This window comes from Pseudoalteromonas sp. BSi20439 (genome assembly GCF_000241165.1).
Taxonomy (GTDB): domain Bacteria; phylum Pseudomonadota; class Gammaproteobacteria; order Enterobacterales; family Alteromonadaceae; genus Pseudoalteromonas.
In genome coordinates, this window is record NZ_BADW01000117.1 from 13887 (window position 1) to 29588 (window position 15702).

Sequence of the window (15702 nt, forward strand, 5' to 3'; positions counted from 1 at the left end):
TAAAAAGAATGCGCTATATAGTTTATATAGCGCATTTTTTGTTTTACCACTGGTAACTTACAGACAACATGGCATTACGCGGTTTTCCTGGGAAGTAACGATCGCCAGTAAAGCTGGTGTAATCGGCGCGCTGTGCGTAAGCCGTGTTGGTTAGATTTATTATTCGCGCACTGAGTAATAATTGTGGGCTTATTTGCCATTGGCCGCGCAAGCTTAAAATATCGTGACCTTGATATTCATGTAAGTTTTCAGGGTCGGTAAAATAGCGACTCACATAGTGCCATTGCAGAGCAAGGTTAACACGCTCGTTGGCTTGCCAGTTAAAGTCGATATTAGCGACCTTTCGAGGTGCGGTATCAATATCGTTACCTTTAATATTAATACTGCCGATGATTTGCTCATTCGAGTATGTATGTTTGGCATAAGTGCCTGCAAAATTAACCGATAAGTGCTGATTAAAGCTGTGTGCTAACTCAAGTTCAATGCCACGATGTCGAGTTTGGCCGTCATTAACAGTAAAAAAGTCACTGTCGCGGTAGATGGTGTTGTGCTTGCTCATCGCATAAGCCGACAAACCGTATCGAGTATTGTTATACACCCCTTTAATACCTAACTCAGCATTATTTGCTATTTCTGCGTCTAAGTCGGCAGTACTTTGCTCGCGTTGTAATTGATAAAGCTCAGCTGCTTGGGGGGCTCTATAGCCTCTTGAAAAGTTAGCGTATAGTGTATTGTTTATATTAAGCTGATAGCTCACACCTAGTTTTGGCGAAAGATTACTAAAGCTATTTTTAGTGCTTTCGGGGCGGCTATAACGACAGCCGCCAAAACCACATTCACTGCCATCCTCTTTTGTACGCCCTGTAAGCATATTGTTTTGATAGTCATATTGCATATGCTCATAACGTACACCTGCGGTTATAAGCCAATTATTTAGCTGCCAATCAATAGCGGCAAATGGGGCATATAAGGTGGCATCAACTTGGTAATCGTAATGCTTACCTTGCGGTACTGTGGCCACTAAAAATGCAGAACCTTGAGTGGGGTTATCTTGGGTTTGTAAAAAATCGGCTTGTGTAAACTCACCATCAAAACCAAGCTTTAGGTTGGTATTGTCGTTCACATAATGCTGATAAAGCGATTGCAGACCAAACCCTGTTTGGCTATTCTTTTCAAGTGGCGTGCCGGGTAAAAAGTGTTTAAAAAAGTCCATGCTTTGGTCACGAATATAAGGGGTAACAACCAGTGTGTTCTCTCCTAATTGCCAGCTTGCTTTACTCCAAGCTCTAAGCGAGCGAGCTTTTCTAAAGGCGTCGGGATCAAAGTTTTGCTGTGCTATATCTTCATCTTTATAGCTTTGAAAACCGCTAATATAACCAGCAGTTTGTTGATCTAAATTAGTATACGTAAGCCCAGACACTAAGCTTAAGTTGCTGTTATTGTAGCGATGACGTACATTTATTTTTTGTTGCTTTACGCTTTCGTCATCTCGATAACCGCTATCATCTGTAAAACTGGCATTAATACCTACGCCTGAATTATCCATGGCATGGCCTGAACGTAATTTATAGCGAGCATAACCATAAGAGCCGTAATCAAAGCCTAGTAAACCACTATCTTGGGTAGTATCAGGGGTGATAACGTTAATTACACCATGCACTGCATTAGAACCATAAAGTGCAGAACCTGGGCCTTTTAATACTTCAATACGCTCTGCCATTTCGCTATGCGCTTCAAATAGTTCATTAATATTACAAAAGCCCGCTGCACGAAGAGCTATGCCATCTTCTGCGGTTAAAACACCACCACAAGCGCCCGTTCCAGAAAGTACTTGCGAGCGCAGAGCCGGTAAATACTCTTGGCCATTTCCACGTTGCACATTGGCACCTGCAACGCGTTGCAGCGCTTCTTCTACGTGGGTAGGAGCTATAAGCTCAAGCTGTGATTCACTTAATACACTTATCACCAGTGGTAATGGCGTGGAAAGCGCTTCACTACGTGATGCTGTGGTGGTGATACGTTCAATTGATTGCGCGGTATCTTCAGCACACGCACTATTAATTAAACCTAACTGACTGCATAACAATAACGGGGGTAAATAGTAATATTTCATAAATTCCAGCACATCGGCAATTTGATAAGTTTAGGGTAGGGGATTTTGTGAATTGGTTAAAGCACACTCAACCTATAAACCCGATAAGTAATCGATAAAACAATACAAAAAATGCCGGGAAAAACTAAAGTGAGCACTGAGTAATGTTTAAATAGTAATACACCTACCACTCCGCCGGCTAAAAACCCGACAATAATTAAGACAAAGACCAAGCATTTTCTATTGTCAAAAGCTTCTCCTTTTAGGGCTTTACCAAACATCAAACCCAGATCGGTAAAAATACCGGTTAAGTGAGTAGTTCGCACAACTGCGCCGCTGTAGTTAGTGGCTAAAGCATTTTGTAAGCCGCAGGCCGCAGAAGCAAGTGTAAGTGCGTAAGGGTAAGAATATTGAAGTAGCTGTGCGCTTAACAGCAGTAAAATACCCTCAATAAATAAGAGCGTATCGTAATGGCGGCCTAGCTTAAGTGAACCGCCTGAAAGCATTAAGCCTGTTAATGCCGAGCCAAATATAAAACTCAGTACAATCGCAATTAAAAACAACGCCGCCTGGATGTTGGTAGTAAGTTCAATAGCTAATGAAGTCACCGACCCCGAAACGTGAGAGATTGCTTGTTGTTCGAACCCTAATAAACCTACTGCATTTACCATACCGGCAATAAAAGCGAGGGTAAACGCACCATATTCGACCCACTTAGGTAGTTTTGTAAACATCCTTTTAGCTCCGGTTTCAGTGTATAGATTAATCATACACTTAATTAAACCCAACAAATAAAAAAGAGGTTATATTTTTAACATAACAACCAAGTGATGATCGCTAAATTTAACTTTTGCGTATTAACCGAATTTGGAATGAATATGTTTAATCGAGAACAGCAATCGCGGATTATCGAAATGGCATGGGAAGATAGAACGCCATTTGAAGCCATTGAAAACCTTTATGGGCTAAATTACTCTCAGTTAGTTAATTTTATGCGGGAGCATATCTCTAGCGGCTCATTTAAAGTATGGCGTAAGCGCCATGCTGGGCGTAAAACTAAACACCTGAAGCTGCGCGATCCCGCGATTATGCGCAGTCATTGTAAAACTCAGTACAAGCAACGCTAATTTGTCTCGTTTCATGTAATGTTCAGGCTTAGCCGTCAATACTCTTCAGTAATGATCACACTGGAGAATTGCCATGAAAACACTAATCAGTATTTTATTAATGGTTTTTACGCTAACGGCAACAAACGCATTTGCTGTACCACACAAAGACAAACATACAGACAAGCATGCGAATAAACATGCAAACAAGCATCACTGGAAAAAGCATAAATATAATCAATACCATGATAGAAAATGGATTTCTAAAAAACAGGCCAAGCAATTAATTCGCCAAGGATGGACTCCACCAGGGTGGCATAGGCCTTATTATCAAGGTGATATCCTTGGGCATGACATTTATAAGCGTGCTAGAGTAATAGATAGAGAAAGAGGCACAGTGCGAATTGAAGTTGATCGCACTATTATACATTTAGTGCACGACACTCGTGAAATACTCTCTATTTTACAGCGCTATTAGGATTTATAAATGCTCATTGTATTGGTCATAATTACTGGCTTGTTGTTATTAATAACGTTATTACCTCTGTCATACAGTCAGCATTATTTGGTACGTAGCTGTGACTTTGTGCGCTTGCAGGTGTGCTACCTAGCAAGCGCTATCGTTATAGCGGCTCTGATAGGTATGTGGCAAAGCGACTATATTACATACCCGTTATTAGCCACTGTCGCTTTAGTTATTTTAGCGCTTCAAGCTAAGTGGATTTATCCCTACACCTGGTTCGCTAAAAAAGAAGTATTAACCGCACCAAAAAGCAGTGATCACAGTATCAGAATTTTATCCGCTAATGTGCTTATGTCGAATCGACACAGTGAGCAGTTAATTAACTTAGTCGATAAATATCAGCCAGACTTACTTATCACCTTAGAAAGCGATAGTTGGTGGCAAGATAAGTTGTCTGTGCTTAAAAAGCACTACCCTCATCAAGTACATTGCCCTAAAGATAATCGCTACGGCATGCATGTATTTAGTAAATTTAACATACTCGATGCACAAATTTGTGCACTTATAGAAGATGATATTCCTTCTATACATATTTTGTTTGAAAACCACCAAGGGTTAAAAATGCAGGGGCACTTTATTCATCCCGCCCCACCGAGCCCTACAGAAAAAGACTCATCACGACCGCGCGACAGTGAGCTAATAATGGTAGCAAAAGCAATTAAAGACTCAACTCGCCCGACCATAGTCGCAGGCGATTTAAATGATGTTGCTTGGTCGCGCAGTACTCGTTTATTTATGCAAATTAGTGGCTTTTTAGACCCACGTAAAGGCCGTGGTTTTTTTAATACTTTTCATGCTAATTACTTTTTTATGCGTTGGCCGCTTGATCATTTATTTCACTCAAAAGGCTTTAGTGTAAAACGAATAAAGCGCCTTGCTAAATATGGCTCTGATCATTTTGCCTTACTTACCGAATTGGTATTTGAAGATGCTAATCAGCAATCCCTAGAAACAAAACCAAGCGAGCAAAAGCAGCAAGATATACAAGAACTGGCAATGAGCAAAGCAGATAAACGCAAAGTACCAATGTTTGAGAATAGCTAGGTATAGTAAAGGTGTTAGGTTAAAGGTTTTAGGCTAAAGAAAGTAAAATATGAGTTGTTGCTTAGGTTTTTTATCTTATTTATATTAAGAAAAATATGTTAAATAATTTATTATTTTATTCGTTTAAATTTCTAATAATCTAAATTAAACACCTGAGTAGTTATGAATAATATTTTTTCGACAAATATCCCTAATAGAGAAATTATGGGTAAGGCAATAGAGTTTAATGATGCTGCTCATGCTTTATATGTTAGAAAGCATCCAGGCTCTCCATTTATTACATGCGCATCTTTTTCTGTAGAGTTGTATATTAAAAGTCTAAGTGCAAAAACTTATTATGATGGTAGAGATAGTTTTGGTAATTACAAAGATCTTTATTCAAAATCTGATATTAATGGCCATAGGCTAACAAAACTCTTTGAGAAAGTTCCAGAAAATTTACAAAATGGTTTACGACTTTGTTATTTGGACTCTGACTATCCTAGTGATTTTAAGTCACTAGATTTAGTTTTAGAGCATATTGATTCAAGTTTTGTTGACTTTAGGTACTCTTTTGAAAAGAAAAAATATTCATTGAACATGACAGCATTATTAAAAGTATCGGATATTTTTCATAGGTATGTATATCAGCTATATGAAAAATTAGATTAATACTCTCTTAAATAAACTCATTTAATACATTTTGGTAGTGCTTTTAAGTTTGCGGCATTTTCTACAGCGAGCCATTCAGTTGAGTGTTAAAAATTCATCAGACAAAAAACACCGCGCTTGCTACAAGCGCGGTGTTTAATTTTACTAACCTGATACCTGATACCTGATACCTGATACCTGATACCTGATACCTGATACCTGATACCTGATACCTGATACCTGATACTAGCTGTGAATCATAATGCTTTTAACATTCACAAATTCGCGAATCCCAAAGCCACCATGCTCTCGGCCATAACCACTGTCTTTAACACCGCCAAATGGTAGGTTTGGTTGTGCCAAACCATAGCCATTAATATTAATCATGCCGGTATCAAAATACTTTTTGGCCAGTTCAATGGCTTTCTTCTCATCTTTTGAAAATATACCACCGCCTAGTCCATAGCGTGAATCATTAGCAATACGCATAGCGTCGTCGTTATCTTTGGCTTTCATCAAAGATGCGACAGGGCCAAATAGCTCGTCGTCATAAGCAGGCATACCCGGTGTAAGGTTTTCGAGCACAGTTGGTGGATAGTAATAACCCGTTTGTTGCGGTATTTCGCCGCCTACAATTACTTTTGCACCCGCATTGACAGAGTCTTGCACTTGCTGGTGAATTTTGTCGCGTAAATCTTCGCGTGCCATAGGGCCCAGTTCTGTATCTTCATCCATTGGGTTGCCCATTTTTATGGCCTTAAACTGCTGACTTAGTGCTTCCTTAAAGTCATTGTAGAGTGAATCGACCACCACAAAGCGCTTGGCTGCAACACAGGTTTGGCCGTTGTTGATAATGCGTCCTTGTAAACATGCTTTGACTGCAAGGGCTAAGTCCGCGTCATCAAGTACAACAAAAGCATCGTTGCTACCCAGCTCTAGCACGGTTTTTTTAACATGCTTGGCAGCTTGCTCTGCCACTTTTTTACCAGTGCCATCACTTCCAGTAAAGGTTACGCCACTAATAGCTGAGTGTGAAATAAGGGCGCTGGCAGTTTTACCATCAACTAGTAAGTTGCTAAAGCAGTGTTCAGGAAAGCCTGCTTGTAGAAATAGTGTTTCAATTTTCTCAGCCATACCAAATACATTACCAGCATGTTTTAATACCGTGGTATTACCTGCCATAATGTTTGCGGCACTGTATCTAATAACTTGATAAAGTGGGAAGTTCCACGGCTGAATACCCAACAGCACGCCGATAGGGCGATAGCTTATTATTGCACGACCGCCTTGCATGTCGCGCTCCTCGTCACTAAGCATGTCTGCGCCATGTTCCGCGGTATAACGACAAATGTCAGCACAAAGCTGTACTTCTTGGAAACCCTGCTCATAGACTTTACCCATTTCTTCGGTCATCAGTTTTGCTAAGGCTTCTTTTTGACTTTCAAACAAAGAGGCTAATTTATTTAGATATTGTGCGCGCTCGGTAAACGAGGTTAATCGCCATGTTAAGTATGTTTCATGAGATTTTTCGATCACTTGTTCTGCTTGAGCTTGAGAAAGCAGCGTATAGCTATTAATGACTTGCTCGGTTGCGGGATTGATCGTATCAACTGTGTTACTCATTTTACCTCCTAACAAATTATGTAATAGGGTAGCTGCAAAACCAAAGCCAGTTAGTTTTTTGATATTAAAAAAGTTATAACTATTTGTTAGTAATAGTTTTTACATTAAATATGACTAAAATCTAGATGTTGTTTGCTTGCTGTTTTTGCTATGGTTCTGTAAATACTGCAAGTTGTTGAAAAAGTTACAGGGAGAGTTCAGATGAAGCCATCATTGTTTAATACCGCTTTACCGATAATTCAGGCACCTATGGCCGGTGTTCAAAACGAGCAGCTTGCTCTTGCTGTAAGTGAGGCTGGAGGGTTAGGCTCTTTGCCTTGCGCTATGTTATCGCCAGCACAATTAGTTGAGCAGCTAGAAATACTTAGCCACAAAACAACGAAGCCGTTTAATCTTAACTTTTTTTGTCATACAGTTGCTGACTACACATCCGCGCAACAACAGTGCTGGCATGCATTACTTGCCGCTTACTTTACAGAGTATAAAATTGACCCGCAAAGCTTAACTGCAGGGGCTTCTCGTCAACCTATAAATCAATCGATTGTTGATATAATTGCACCTTATAAGCCAGCAGTTGTGAGTTTTCATTTTGGTTTACCTGAGCAAGCTATTGTGGCGCAAATAAAAAGCTGGGGTACTAAAGTAATTTCAACGGCCACTACCTTAGATGAAGCTATTTGGCTTAGTAAAAATGGTGCTGATGCCATAATTGCACAGGGTTTAGAAGCTGGGGGGCACCGAGGCCATTTTTTATCTATGGATTTAAGCTTGCAACAAAATACTGAGCAGTTAGTTAAACATTGTGTTGAGCATATATCACTGCCTATTATTGCTGCTGGTGGCATTGCTTCGGCCGGTGATGTACAGCGATTTAAAGCGTTAGGAGCCAGTGCAGTCCAAGTAGGGAGTGCTTATTTACTATGCAAGGAGGCAACAACATCGGCTTTGCATCAACAGGCTATTTTAGATCAGCAACAAGATGAGACCACACTGACCACATTGTTCTCTGGTAGGGCCGCTCGGGGTATTCAAAATCGAGTAATGCAAGAATTAGGTGCTATGCCAAATGGGGTTCCTGCGTTTCCACACGCCAGCAGTGCAATAACGGCATTAAGAAGTCGCGCTGAAAAAAGTGCTAAAAGTGATTTTTCGCCTTTGTGGTGTGGCCAAAAATATATTCCTAGGGTGGGTGTGTCAGCGGCTGATATTACGCATGCTTTAATGAAAAAATGGTAATTTTTAATGTCTGATAATCCACTTTTATCGCTTGGCGATAGTTATGAAGCGCTAGTAAACAAGTTTAAAGTGCAATTAGCTGGGAAGTATCCTCAGCAACGAATAGCGCCCAATACCGTATTAGTGCAACAAGGCGATGTACAAGGTTATGGGTATTTAATTGTTCAGGGGGTTTTAGGCGCTATTCATGACGATATAGACGGCGTACAAAAGTGTAAAGAGTTTTATTTTAAAGATGAATTTGCATTGCTGTTTGCCAATTGGATGACCTCAACGCCTGCGTTTTATCAATTAAAAGTGATTAACGAAGCAAGTGTAATTAAAGTACCACTAACACTATTTGAGCAAGCACAGTATCAACTGATTAAGCAGCAGCTTATTGCACAGCAACTTATTTTTAAAGAAGCTAAAGAGGCATTTTTATTACTAAATAGCCCCGAGCAGCGTTACTGTTATTTACTCAAACATAAACCCCATTGGTTGGCGCAGCTAAGCTTGAGCCAAGTGGCAATGTATATAGGTATTTCAGCTATTTCGTTATCACGAATTCGTAAGCGACTTAACTTAAGTTAAGTGCTGTTTTTATAAAGCACTATACACTCCCCATTTTTAAGCCTTAATGCCTTGGAGTGTTATGTTTATAATTGCCCAATCGTTGGTTGCAGTTGCCACTTTACTCGACTTAGCTTCATTTCAGTTTAAGTCCCGACGAATTATTTTAAGCTGTTTATTTACCTCAGTGTTATTAACCTCTGTACACTTTTTTATATTGGGTTTTAACAGTGCCGGCTGCTTAATGTTTATTGCCGCGGTGCGTTATTTTTACTGTATTTACTTTAAGCATACTTGGGCTATGTTTGGGTTTATGACAGTAAGCTGCTTAGCCGTTTATTTTACTTGGCAAGATTGGTTTAGCGCCTTTGCATTGGTGGCGACATTAATACAAACCATTGCTTCATTTCAAAATCGAGACTTGCACTTAAGGTTATGTATGGTGGTGGGAACCTCTTTTTGGATAACACATAATATTTTTGCCGGCTCACCAGTGGCAATACTCATGGAAAGCCTGTTTTTAAGTAGTAATTTGCTAGGACTATACCGCTTTTATGTGGTTAAAAAAACGCTGAGCGAACCGCAAACGCAGCCCTAAACACTTAGGTAAAAAATTGTGCCGCAATGGCTTTTAGTAGGTAAGTTTCGCGAATTATCGAAAGCCCTTGCTTGTCACTGTTTGCAAGTGTGCGTTCGTTATGGGCTATCGCCTGGAAAATATCAACCCATTTGGCCTGCATGCCATTTTGTTGTTCATAGTGTTCTAGCTGCGCTTGACCGAGTTGCTCATCAATTTGGCAGAGGTAGCAATATGATTGTATATGAATAATATCAAAGTCATCTTTATACCAAGGACGGTATTCCTCATAAAGCCCAAACTCACTGCAGATTTTTATATTTTGTGCGCCAGTTTCTTCACTCAGTTCTCTGATCAATCCCTGCTCTATGCTTTCATGTGGGTCAATCCCACCGCCAGGTAAACTAAAGTCGTCGTAGCGCTGAGTATACATAAGTAAAATGTGTTGTTGCTTAAATGCAATTGCGCGAGCGGTTGGGCGAGAAAATTGACGACCTTGCTCAATATTGATTGAGGGATGAATGTAGGTTTTTAATAAGCGCATAACAACTCCTGTAATAAAAATAAATTATATCAGTTGGTTGTATTAATTTCTTTAATAGGGATTTAATAAGCCGCATAAAATAGCGCTATTTCAGCGTCTATACAGCTATTTTTAATTAAACTGGCGGATTAAAAAATAAAGTAGCCGCGCTTTGTACCCTAATTATGTATATCTTTCATTTATATAAAAGGGTAAGTAGAATGGTAAAAAAGCATAGGGATTATTCATGTTAAATATACTTTTAGTCGATGACGACGTCGAATTCAGTGATGTTATTTGCCATATTGTTGAGTTTCTTGGCCACAACATTAATACAGCAACTAGTTTAAAAGAAGCGCACCAGTGGTTTGAAAATAATACTTTCGATCATGTGCTGCTTGATTTTATGCTGCCAGATGGCAGTGGCTTGCATTTATTAGATCATTTAAAAATGATTGGCCAATCGCCTAAAGTCACTCTTATTTCGGGGCACCCTTCAGTTAAAGGAATTTTAGCTGACATGTGTGAGCCTAATGTGTCGCATTTATTAAAGCCGCTGCAACGTGAAGATTTAGAATTAGTATTAAACGGCCCGAAAAAAACAGTTAAAAAGGCAAAAAGTGCCGCCATTACTCATCATTTTGATACGCTTATTGGCGAGTCTGCACCCATGCAACAGCTTTATACTATGATAGAGCGCGTAGCTAAAACCAATGCTAATGTCATGCTTATGGGTGAAAGCGGGGTAGGTAAAGAGGTGGTAGCGCAAGCCATTCATAATGCTAGTAAATGCGAAGGTCCACTGGTGGCGAGTAACTGTGGGGCACTCTCTAAAGAACTAATTGGCAGTGAATTATTTGGCCATGAAAAAGGCGCATTTACTGGTGCCATTGCCCGTAAAGACGGCGTGTTTGAACAAGCCGACGGTGGCACGTTATTTCTTGATGAAGTCACCGAAATGCCGATTGATATGCAGCCTAATTTACTGCGTGTACTCGAAACTAAAAAAGTAACCCGAGTTGGTGGAAATCGTGAGTTACCAGTAAATTGCCGTGTTATTTCAGCCACTAACCGCTCACTCACCGATTTAGCGCAGAACAATATATTACGTGAAGATATTTACTTTAGGCTCGCTGTTTTTCCTATTGATATACCGCCACTACGAGATCGAAAAGAAGATATTGCGTTACTTGCTAAATCGTTTTTAGGGCAGTTAAACGATGAAAACGGTACAGCGTTTGCTTGGGCTAATGAGCAGCTTAAAGAGCTTGAAACCTACGACTGGCCGGGCAACGTACGTGAACTTCGCCATGCCATTCACCGCGCTTTTATTATGAGCGACCCGCAAACCAGCACAATTAGTTTACCTGATAACTTAGAGTCGCCTTTTTCAAGGGTTAATACTCAACCTGAGGACAAGCAGGTATCAGCAGGGCAAACTATTGAAGAAGTTGAAAAAGAACTTATTCATGCCACGCTCGATAAAGTACAAGGGAATAAAACATTAGCAGCACAAATGCTGGGTATTAGCACTAAAACCTTATATAACCGTTTAAATGCTTATGGTGGTATTGGCGAGTATAAATAACCAGCATGTAAATTTAATCACAACAAAACGAGGACTTTAATGGCATCACCACAACAGGCAAAACCTTTGAATGAGCTGGTACACGACGCGCGTGCGCCGCTAAATCGTATTTCGATGAATGCCGAGCTGATTAAGCTAGTACTTGAAAACGATATGCCAAAAGATAAAGCGCTCGCCGCACTGGATAAAATAATTGCTAATTGCCAAGCGTGCAGTGACAGTTTACAGCTTATTTCAGAGTCGAAGTAACCCTAAATAATTCAGGATGATAAATGATTAAACGCAAACAGCAAGGCAAAGCAAATGTAGTATGGGCGTTATTTATCTCTATAGTGTTGTGTATTATTGTTGGTAATGCTTTTTTAGCCATTAATACTATTCAAGGGTTATCGCGTACCCAGCAAAGTTTAGACAACACTAATATGTTAAGCACGGCGATAGAGCAGCTACACCTTTCGGTAGTGCAAGCCGAGTCGGGACAGCGAGGGTATCTATTAACCCAAGCCGATGACTATTTAGTGCCGTATTACGATGCCATCGCACAAATAGAGTCTCAAACTAATCATGTGAGCGACTTACACTCAGAAATTGATGGCCAAGCGCAGCGTATTGCACAGTTGTTACTATTGGTTGAAGCTAAAATAGTTGAGCTTAAAAAAACAGTTAAATTAGCATTAAATGATAAAGAGCAGCGCGCCTTACTAATACTTAATTCACATGAAGGACGCGACTTATATAGAGAAATTCGTGAGCGAGTTAATGATATTCAAGAGCGCGAACTACTGTTTAAAGTCAGTCACTTTTCGAAATTAGCGCAAATTAAAAAAGAAGCAAAGATCACTTTTGGTATTACTGCAGTTACCAGCGCATTATTGATTTTGGGTATGTTTTTATTGGCGAGGCTGAATTTAAAAAATGCGGCCGTGTATCGCGCCGAGCTGGAAATGCAAAATGAAACCTTAGCGAGTAAAGTAACTGAACGTACCCAAGAGCTTACCTTGTATTCTGATGAATTAAGTCGCAGTAACCGAGAGTTAGAAGAGTTTGCCTTTGTTGCCAGTCATGACTTGCAAGAGCCGCTAAGGAAAATTCAAGCATTTAGCGACCGGCTTGAGAGCATGTTTAAAGACGAGTTAGGCGAAAAAGGTACAGACTACATTGCCCGCATGAAAAATGCCGCGCAAAGAATGTCTAATTTAATTAATGATTTATTAGAGTTTTCTCGAGTAACCACCCGAGGTAAAGATTTTACCGATACCGATTTAAACAGCATTTTGAATGATATAAAAAGTGATTTAGAAATAGCGATTAATGAGTGTAATGCACAAATTGTCACGGCTAATATGCCCGTTATTCAGGCTGATCCGAGTCAAATGCATCAGCTGTTTTTAAACTTAATTTCAAATGCGGTGAAGTTTAGAGGGCCTAACGTAGACCCTGTTATTAATATTGACTTTGAACGAGTGAGCGAGTTTAGTGAAGATCATAACAGTGAAATAAGTTGGCATGTAATTACAGTCAGGGATAACGGTATCGGTTTCTCAGATGAGTATGCGGATAAAATATTTGTACCATTTCAGCGCTTACATGGTCGCTCACAATACAAAGGGACGGGTATAGGTTTGTCTGTTTGCCGTCGAATTGTAGAGCGTCACGGTGGCTCTATTGCCGCGATAAGTACCCTAGGTGAAGGGGCAACTTTCATCATTAAATTACCCGTGGATGCAGAGTTATTCACATTAAAAGGAGAGGCATAATATGCCATTAACAACCGTAAAACCGATTACCATTTTAATGGCAGATGATGATGAAGATGATCGTTTGTTAACCCAAGACGCGCTTGCAGAAAGTCGCGTTTTAAATGAATTACACTTTGTTGAAGACGGTGTAGAGCTTTTAGAGTACTTAGAGCGCAAAGGCAAGTTTGAAGATAAAAGCATCTCGCCAAGACCAGGCTTAATTTTACTTGATTTAAACATGCCGAGAATGGATGGCCGCGAAGCACTTCAAGCTATTAAAGCGCATCCTAATTTAAAAGGCATCCCAGTGGTAATTTTAACCACCTCTAAGCAAGAAGAAGACATGGTTAAAGGCTATAACCTAGGCGCTGCGTCTTACATAACTAAGCCTGTTACGTTTGATGGCTTAGTTGAGTTGATGAAAACACTGGGTAAATACTGGGTTGAGTTTGTAGAGCTACCAAGCACGTTTAACGATTAAGCATATTATTAAAACAGGAGAGGCTATGTTAGCAAAGGCAACGAAACTGCTATTGGTTGAAGACGATGAAGATGATTATATTTTAACTCGTGACTATTTAGAGCAGCTCAGTTCCCATGTGTTTGACATAGAGTGGATAACTTCTCCTGAGCAGGCGGTGGAAGTGTTGAGTAAAAATCAACATGATATTTGCTTGCTTGATTATCGCTTAGGGGCATCTGATGGCTTAAGTGTGCTAAAACAAGCGCTTAAAAATGGTTTCTGTGGGCCTATTATTATGCTTACTGGGCAATCTAACGATGCCCTCGATTCAGCTGCGCTTGATGCTGGAGCCGTTGATTACTTAGTTAAAAGTGAAATGAGTGGTAGCCGATTTGCCCGCTCTATTCGTTATGCATTAGCACGTCGAGATGTGGAAGATGAGCGAGTGGAGCGTTTAAAAGCGGAGGCTGAAAACCGCTCAAAAGATCGCTTTTTAGCACATTTAAGCCACGAATTGCGCACACCGCTATCTTCTATTTTAGGCTATACCGAGTTGTTGATGCTTAGTGACTTTAACAAGCAGGCTGAAAACGAGCTAGGTGTGATTTATCGTAATGGTAAACACTTATTAAGCTTACTAAATGACGTTTTGGACTTATCTAAAATTGCTGTTGATAAGCTTGAACTCAGTTTGTCAGAGGTTAATCTTGATAGCCTAATGGCCGACGTATTTACGTTAATGCGCGTATCAGCGCTGGATAAAGGTTTATCACTAAAATTTGAATCACTGGAGCCTTTGCCACTAGTCGTTCGTATCGATGCTACTCGGCTTAGACAAATTCTTATTAACCTGATTAATAATGCGATTAAATTTACCGAGCAAGGCGAAATTGTGGTTAACGCATGGACTGATATGGTCGCTGAGCGTGAAATGCTATTTTTTAGTATTAAAGACTCAGGCTTAGGTATTGCTCCAGAAAAACAAGCCCTCATCTTTAAGCCTTTCGAGCAGATAGCCGATGTAGAGTCACGCTCAGTAGGTGGTGCAGGTTTAGGTTTAGCTATTTGTTCTGAACTGCTTAGTCGTATGCAGGGGGATATTTCATTAGACTCTCATGTTGGTGAAGGCTCAACGTTTACCATTTCCTTATACCCTGGTGATATCAGACAGGTAGAGCGCAATTTATTAAAACTTGATTTAACCCCCAATATGCAGCAAAAAGTAGCGCCCTGCCAAGTGAGCGGCAAAGTATTGGTGGTTGATGATTTACGCGATTTACGCGTGCTAGTTGGTCACTTAATTGGTTCGGCAGGCGCTGAGGTAGATTATGCTGATAATGGTAAGCAAGCACTCGACAAAGTAAAGAAACAACTAGCAGACGGGCACACTACTTACGATATTATATTTTTAGATATCCATATGCCGGTAATGGGCGGAAAAGAAGCTGCTATTGAGCTTAGAAAGCTAGGATTTAAAGGTGCAATCATAGCCTTAACCGCAGCAACTATGAAAGGCATTCATAACGAACTCAATGCGTTAGGGTTTGACGATATGATTGCCAAACCTGTGGATTCCCACTTGCTCTATCAATGTTTAGAATTAAGGCTTGGACAAAAAGATCAACCGGTTTCGCCGGTTCAGCCAATACCCAAACCGAGTAACGACAAAAAGTGCTTTCTATTAGTAGAAGACGATGCCGATGCCGCGCAAATTACCCAGTTATTATTAGAAAGCTTGGATGTAGATACCGATATAGCAACAAGTGTCAAAGACTGTAAAGCAATGCTTGAACATAACAGTAATTACGATAAAGTATTGCTCGATATGCATTTGCCAGATGGAACTGGTTTAGAGCTAGCAGGGTTTATTAAACAGCATTACCCTGACATTGAACGCGTCATTATTAGTGGTATGGAGCCTGATGCTGTGCATATCAGGCAACTAGAAATAGAGCAGGTATTGTTAAAACCAATAAATTTAGCATTACTCAACCAGCTTGTTTAAC

16 protein-coding genes are annotated in these 15702 nt (G+C 40.1%); 12 read left to right on the forward strand and 4 right to left on the reverse strand.

What is annotated here, in order from left to right; all coding sequences use genetic code 11:
- Window positions 1–43: 43 nt before the first annotated feature.
- The gene (locus P20439_RS10870; protein WP_008466821.1) at window positions 44–2113 is read right to left on the reverse strand and encodes a TonB-dependent receptor; all 2070 of its coding nucleotides are present in this window, start codon (window positions 2111–2113) and stop codon (window positions 44–46) included.
- A gap of 56 nt (window positions 2114–2169) precedes the next feature.
- Window positions 2170–2826: a YoaK family protein gene (locus tag P20439_RS10875; RefSeq protein ID WP_008114292.1), complete on the reverse strand. Its 657-nt coding sequence runs from the start codon at window positions 2824–2826 to the stop codon at window positions 2170–2172.
- A 144-nt stretch (window positions 2827–2970) separates the two neighbouring features.
- Here P20439_RS10875 and P20439_RS10880 point away from each other — a divergent pair, with 144 nt between their 5' ends.
- The 4 genes from P20439_RS10880 to P20439_RS10895 all read left to right on the forward strand — a co-directional run bounded on the left by P20439_RS10880 (window position 2971) and on the right by P20439_RS10895 (window position 5416).
- A complete protein-coding gene (locus P20439_RS10880; protein ID WP_008114290.1) occupies window positions 2971–3219 on the forward strand; it encodes a TIGR03643 family protein in 249 nt (82 codons plus the stop codon).
- A gap of 73 nt (window positions 3220–3292) precedes the next feature.
- A complete protein-coding gene (locus tag P20439_RS10885) occupies window positions 3293–3676 on the forward strand; it encodes a hypothetical protein (RefSeq protein ID WP_008114288.1) in 384 nt (127 codons plus the stop codon).
- Between the two features lie 9 nt (window positions 3677–3685).
- On the forward strand, window positions 3686–4765 hold the full coding sequence (locus P20439_RS10890; protein ID WP_008114285.1) for an endonuclease/exonuclease/phosphatase family protein: 1080 nt from the start codon (window positions 3686–3688) through the stop codon (window positions 4763–4765).
- A 162-nt stretch (window positions 4766–4927) separates the two neighbouring features.
- A complete protein-coding gene (locus tag P20439_RS10895; protein ID WP_138956971.1) occupies window positions 4928–5416 on the forward strand; it encodes a hypothetical protein in 489 nt (162 codons plus the stop codon).
- Between the two features lie 225 nt (window positions 5417–5641).
- Here P20439_RS10895 and P20439_RS10900 read toward each other — a convergent pair whose 3' ends face one another.
- On the reverse strand, window positions 5642–7018 hold the full coding sequence (locus P20439_RS10900) for an NAD-dependent succinate-semialdehyde dehydrogenase (protein ID WP_008466824.1): 1377 nt from the start codon (window positions 7016–7018) through the stop codon (window positions 5642–5644).
- Between the two features lie 201 nt (window positions 7019–7219).
- Between P20439_RS10900 and P20439_RS10905 the strand changes: the two genes are divergently transcribed.
- From P20439_RS10905 to P20439_RS10915, 3 genes are all read left to right on the forward strand, one after another.
- Window positions 7220–8254, forward strand: coding sequence for a nitronate monooxygenase family protein (locus tag P20439_RS10905; RefSeq protein ID WP_008111959.1), 1035 nt, complete (start codon window positions 7220–7222; stop codon window positions 8252–8254).
- A 6-nt stretch (window positions 8255–8260) separates the two neighbouring features.
- Window positions 8261–8827: a Crp/Fnr family transcriptional regulator gene (locus P20439_RS10910; protein ID WP_008111961.1), complete on the forward strand. Its 567-nt coding sequence runs from the start codon at window positions 8261–8263 to the stop codon at window positions 8825–8827.
- Window positions 8828–8888: 61 nt separating this feature from the next.
- Entirely contained in the window at window positions 8889–9404 is a 516-nt protein-coding gene (locus P20439_RS10915; RefSeq protein ID WP_008111963.1) for a YgjV family protein, read from the forward strand.
- Between the two features lie 4 nt (window positions 9405–9408).
- Here the strand turns inward: P20439_RS10915 and P20439_RS10920 are convergent, their stop codons facing one another.
- Window positions 9409–9927 carry an NUDIX hydrolase gene (locus P20439_RS10920; protein WP_008111964.1) on the reverse strand — a complete coding sequence of 173 codons (519 nt, stop codon included), beginning with the start codon at window positions 9925–9927 and terminating at the stop codon, window positions 9409–9411.
- A gap of 226 nt (window positions 9928–10153) precedes the next feature.
- Here P20439_RS10920 and P20439_RS10925 point away from each other — a divergent pair, with 226 nt between their 5' ends.
- Genes P20439_RS10925 through P20439_RS10945 form a run of 5 tightly spaced genes read left to right on the forward strand, consistent with a single transcriptional unit; the run spans window position 10154 to window position 15701 of the window.
- Window positions 10154–11494 (forward strand): sigma-54 dependent transcriptional regulator, encoded by a 1341-nt coding sequence (locus P20439_RS10925; RefSeq protein ID WP_008111967.1) that lies wholly within the window; start codon window positions 10154–10156, stop codon window positions 11492–11494.
- A 39-nt stretch (window positions 11495–11533) separates the two neighbouring features.
- Entirely contained in the window at window positions 11534–11743 is a 210-nt protein-coding gene (locus tag P20439_RS10930) for a hypothetical protein (protein ID WP_008111968.1), read from the forward strand.
- Window positions 11744–11766: 23 nt separating this feature from the next.
- Entirely contained in the window at window positions 11767–13251 is a 1485-nt protein-coding gene (locus P20439_RS10935) for an ATP-binding protein (RefSeq protein WP_008111970.1), read from the forward strand.
- 1 nt (window position 13252) lies between these two features.
- Window positions 13253–13714, forward strand: coding sequence for a response regulator (locus P20439_RS10940; RefSeq protein WP_008111973.1), 462 nt, complete (start codon window positions 13253–13255; stop codon window positions 13712–13714).
- A 25-nt stretch (window positions 13715–13739) separates the two neighbouring features.
- On the forward strand, window positions 13740–15701 hold the full coding sequence (locus P20439_RS10945) for a response regulator (protein ID WP_008111974.1): 1962 nt from the start codon (window positions 13740–13742) through the stop codon (window positions 15699–15701).
- Window position 15702: the final 1 nt, after the last annotated feature.

Excerpts from the sequence above, each read along its gene's own strand:
- P20439_RS10870 (WP_008466821.1), bottom strand. The coding sequence starts at position 2,113 with ATGAAATATTACTATTTACCCCCGTTATTGTTATGCAGTCAGTTAGGT.
- P20439_RS10875 (WP_008114292.1), bottom strand. The coding sequence starts at position 2,826 with ATGTTTACAAAACTACCTAAGTGGGTCGAATATGGTGCGTTTACCCTC.
- P20439_RS10880 (WP_008114290.1), top strand. The coding sequence starts at position 2,971 with ATGTTTAATCGAGAACAGCAATCGCGGATTATCGAAATGGCATGGGAA.
- P20439_RS10885 (WP_008114288.1), top strand. The coding sequence starts at position 3,293 with ATGAAAACACTAATCAGTATTTTATTAATGGTTTTTACGCTAACGGCA.
- P20439_RS10890 (WP_008114285.1), top strand. The coding sequence starts at position 3,686 with ATGCTCATTGTATTGGTCATAATTACTGGCTTGTTGTTATTAATAACG.
- P20439_RS10895 (WP_138956971.1), top strand. The coding sequence starts at position 4,928 with ATGAATAATATTTTTTCGACAAATATCCCTAATAGAGAAATTATGGGT.
- P20439_RS10900 (WP_008466824.1), bottom strand. The coding sequence starts at position 7,018 with ATGAGTAACACAGTTGATACGATCAATCCCGCAACCGAGCAAGTCATT.
- P20439_RS10905 (WP_008111959.1), top strand. The coding sequence starts at position 7,220 with ATGAAGCCATCATTGTTTAATACCGCTTTACCGATAATTCAGGCACCT.
- P20439_RS10910 (WP_008111961.1), top strand. The coding sequence starts at position 8,261 with ATGTCTGATAATCCACTTTTATCGCTTGGCGATAGTTATGAAGCGCTA.
- P20439_RS10915 (WP_008111963.1), top strand. The coding sequence starts at position 8,889 with ATGTTTATAATTGCCCAATCGTTGGTTGCAGTTGCCACTTTACTCGAC.
- P20439_RS10920 (WP_008111964.1), bottom strand. The coding sequence starts at position 9,927 with ATGCGCTTATTAAAAACCTACATTCATCCCTCAATCAATATTGAGCAA.
- P20439_RS10925 (WP_008111967.1), top strand. The coding sequence starts at position 10,154 with ATGTTAAATATACTTTTAGTCGATGACGACGTCGAATTCAGTGATGTT.
- P20439_RS10930 (WP_008111968.1), top strand. The coding sequence starts at position 11,534 with ATGGCATCACCACAACAGGCAAAACCTTTGAATGAGCTGGTACACGAC.
- P20439_RS10935 (WP_008111970.1), top strand. The coding sequence starts at position 11,767 with ATGATTAAACGCAAACAGCAAGGCAAAGCAAATGTAGTATGGGCGTTA.
- P20439_RS10940 (WP_008111973.1), top strand. The coding sequence starts at position 13,253 with ATGCCATTAACAACCGTAAAACCGATTACCATTTTAATGGCAGATGAT.
- P20439_RS10945 (WP_008111974.1), top strand. The coding sequence starts at position 13,740 with ATGTTAGCAAAGGCAACGAAACTGCTATTGGTTGAAGACGATGAAGAT.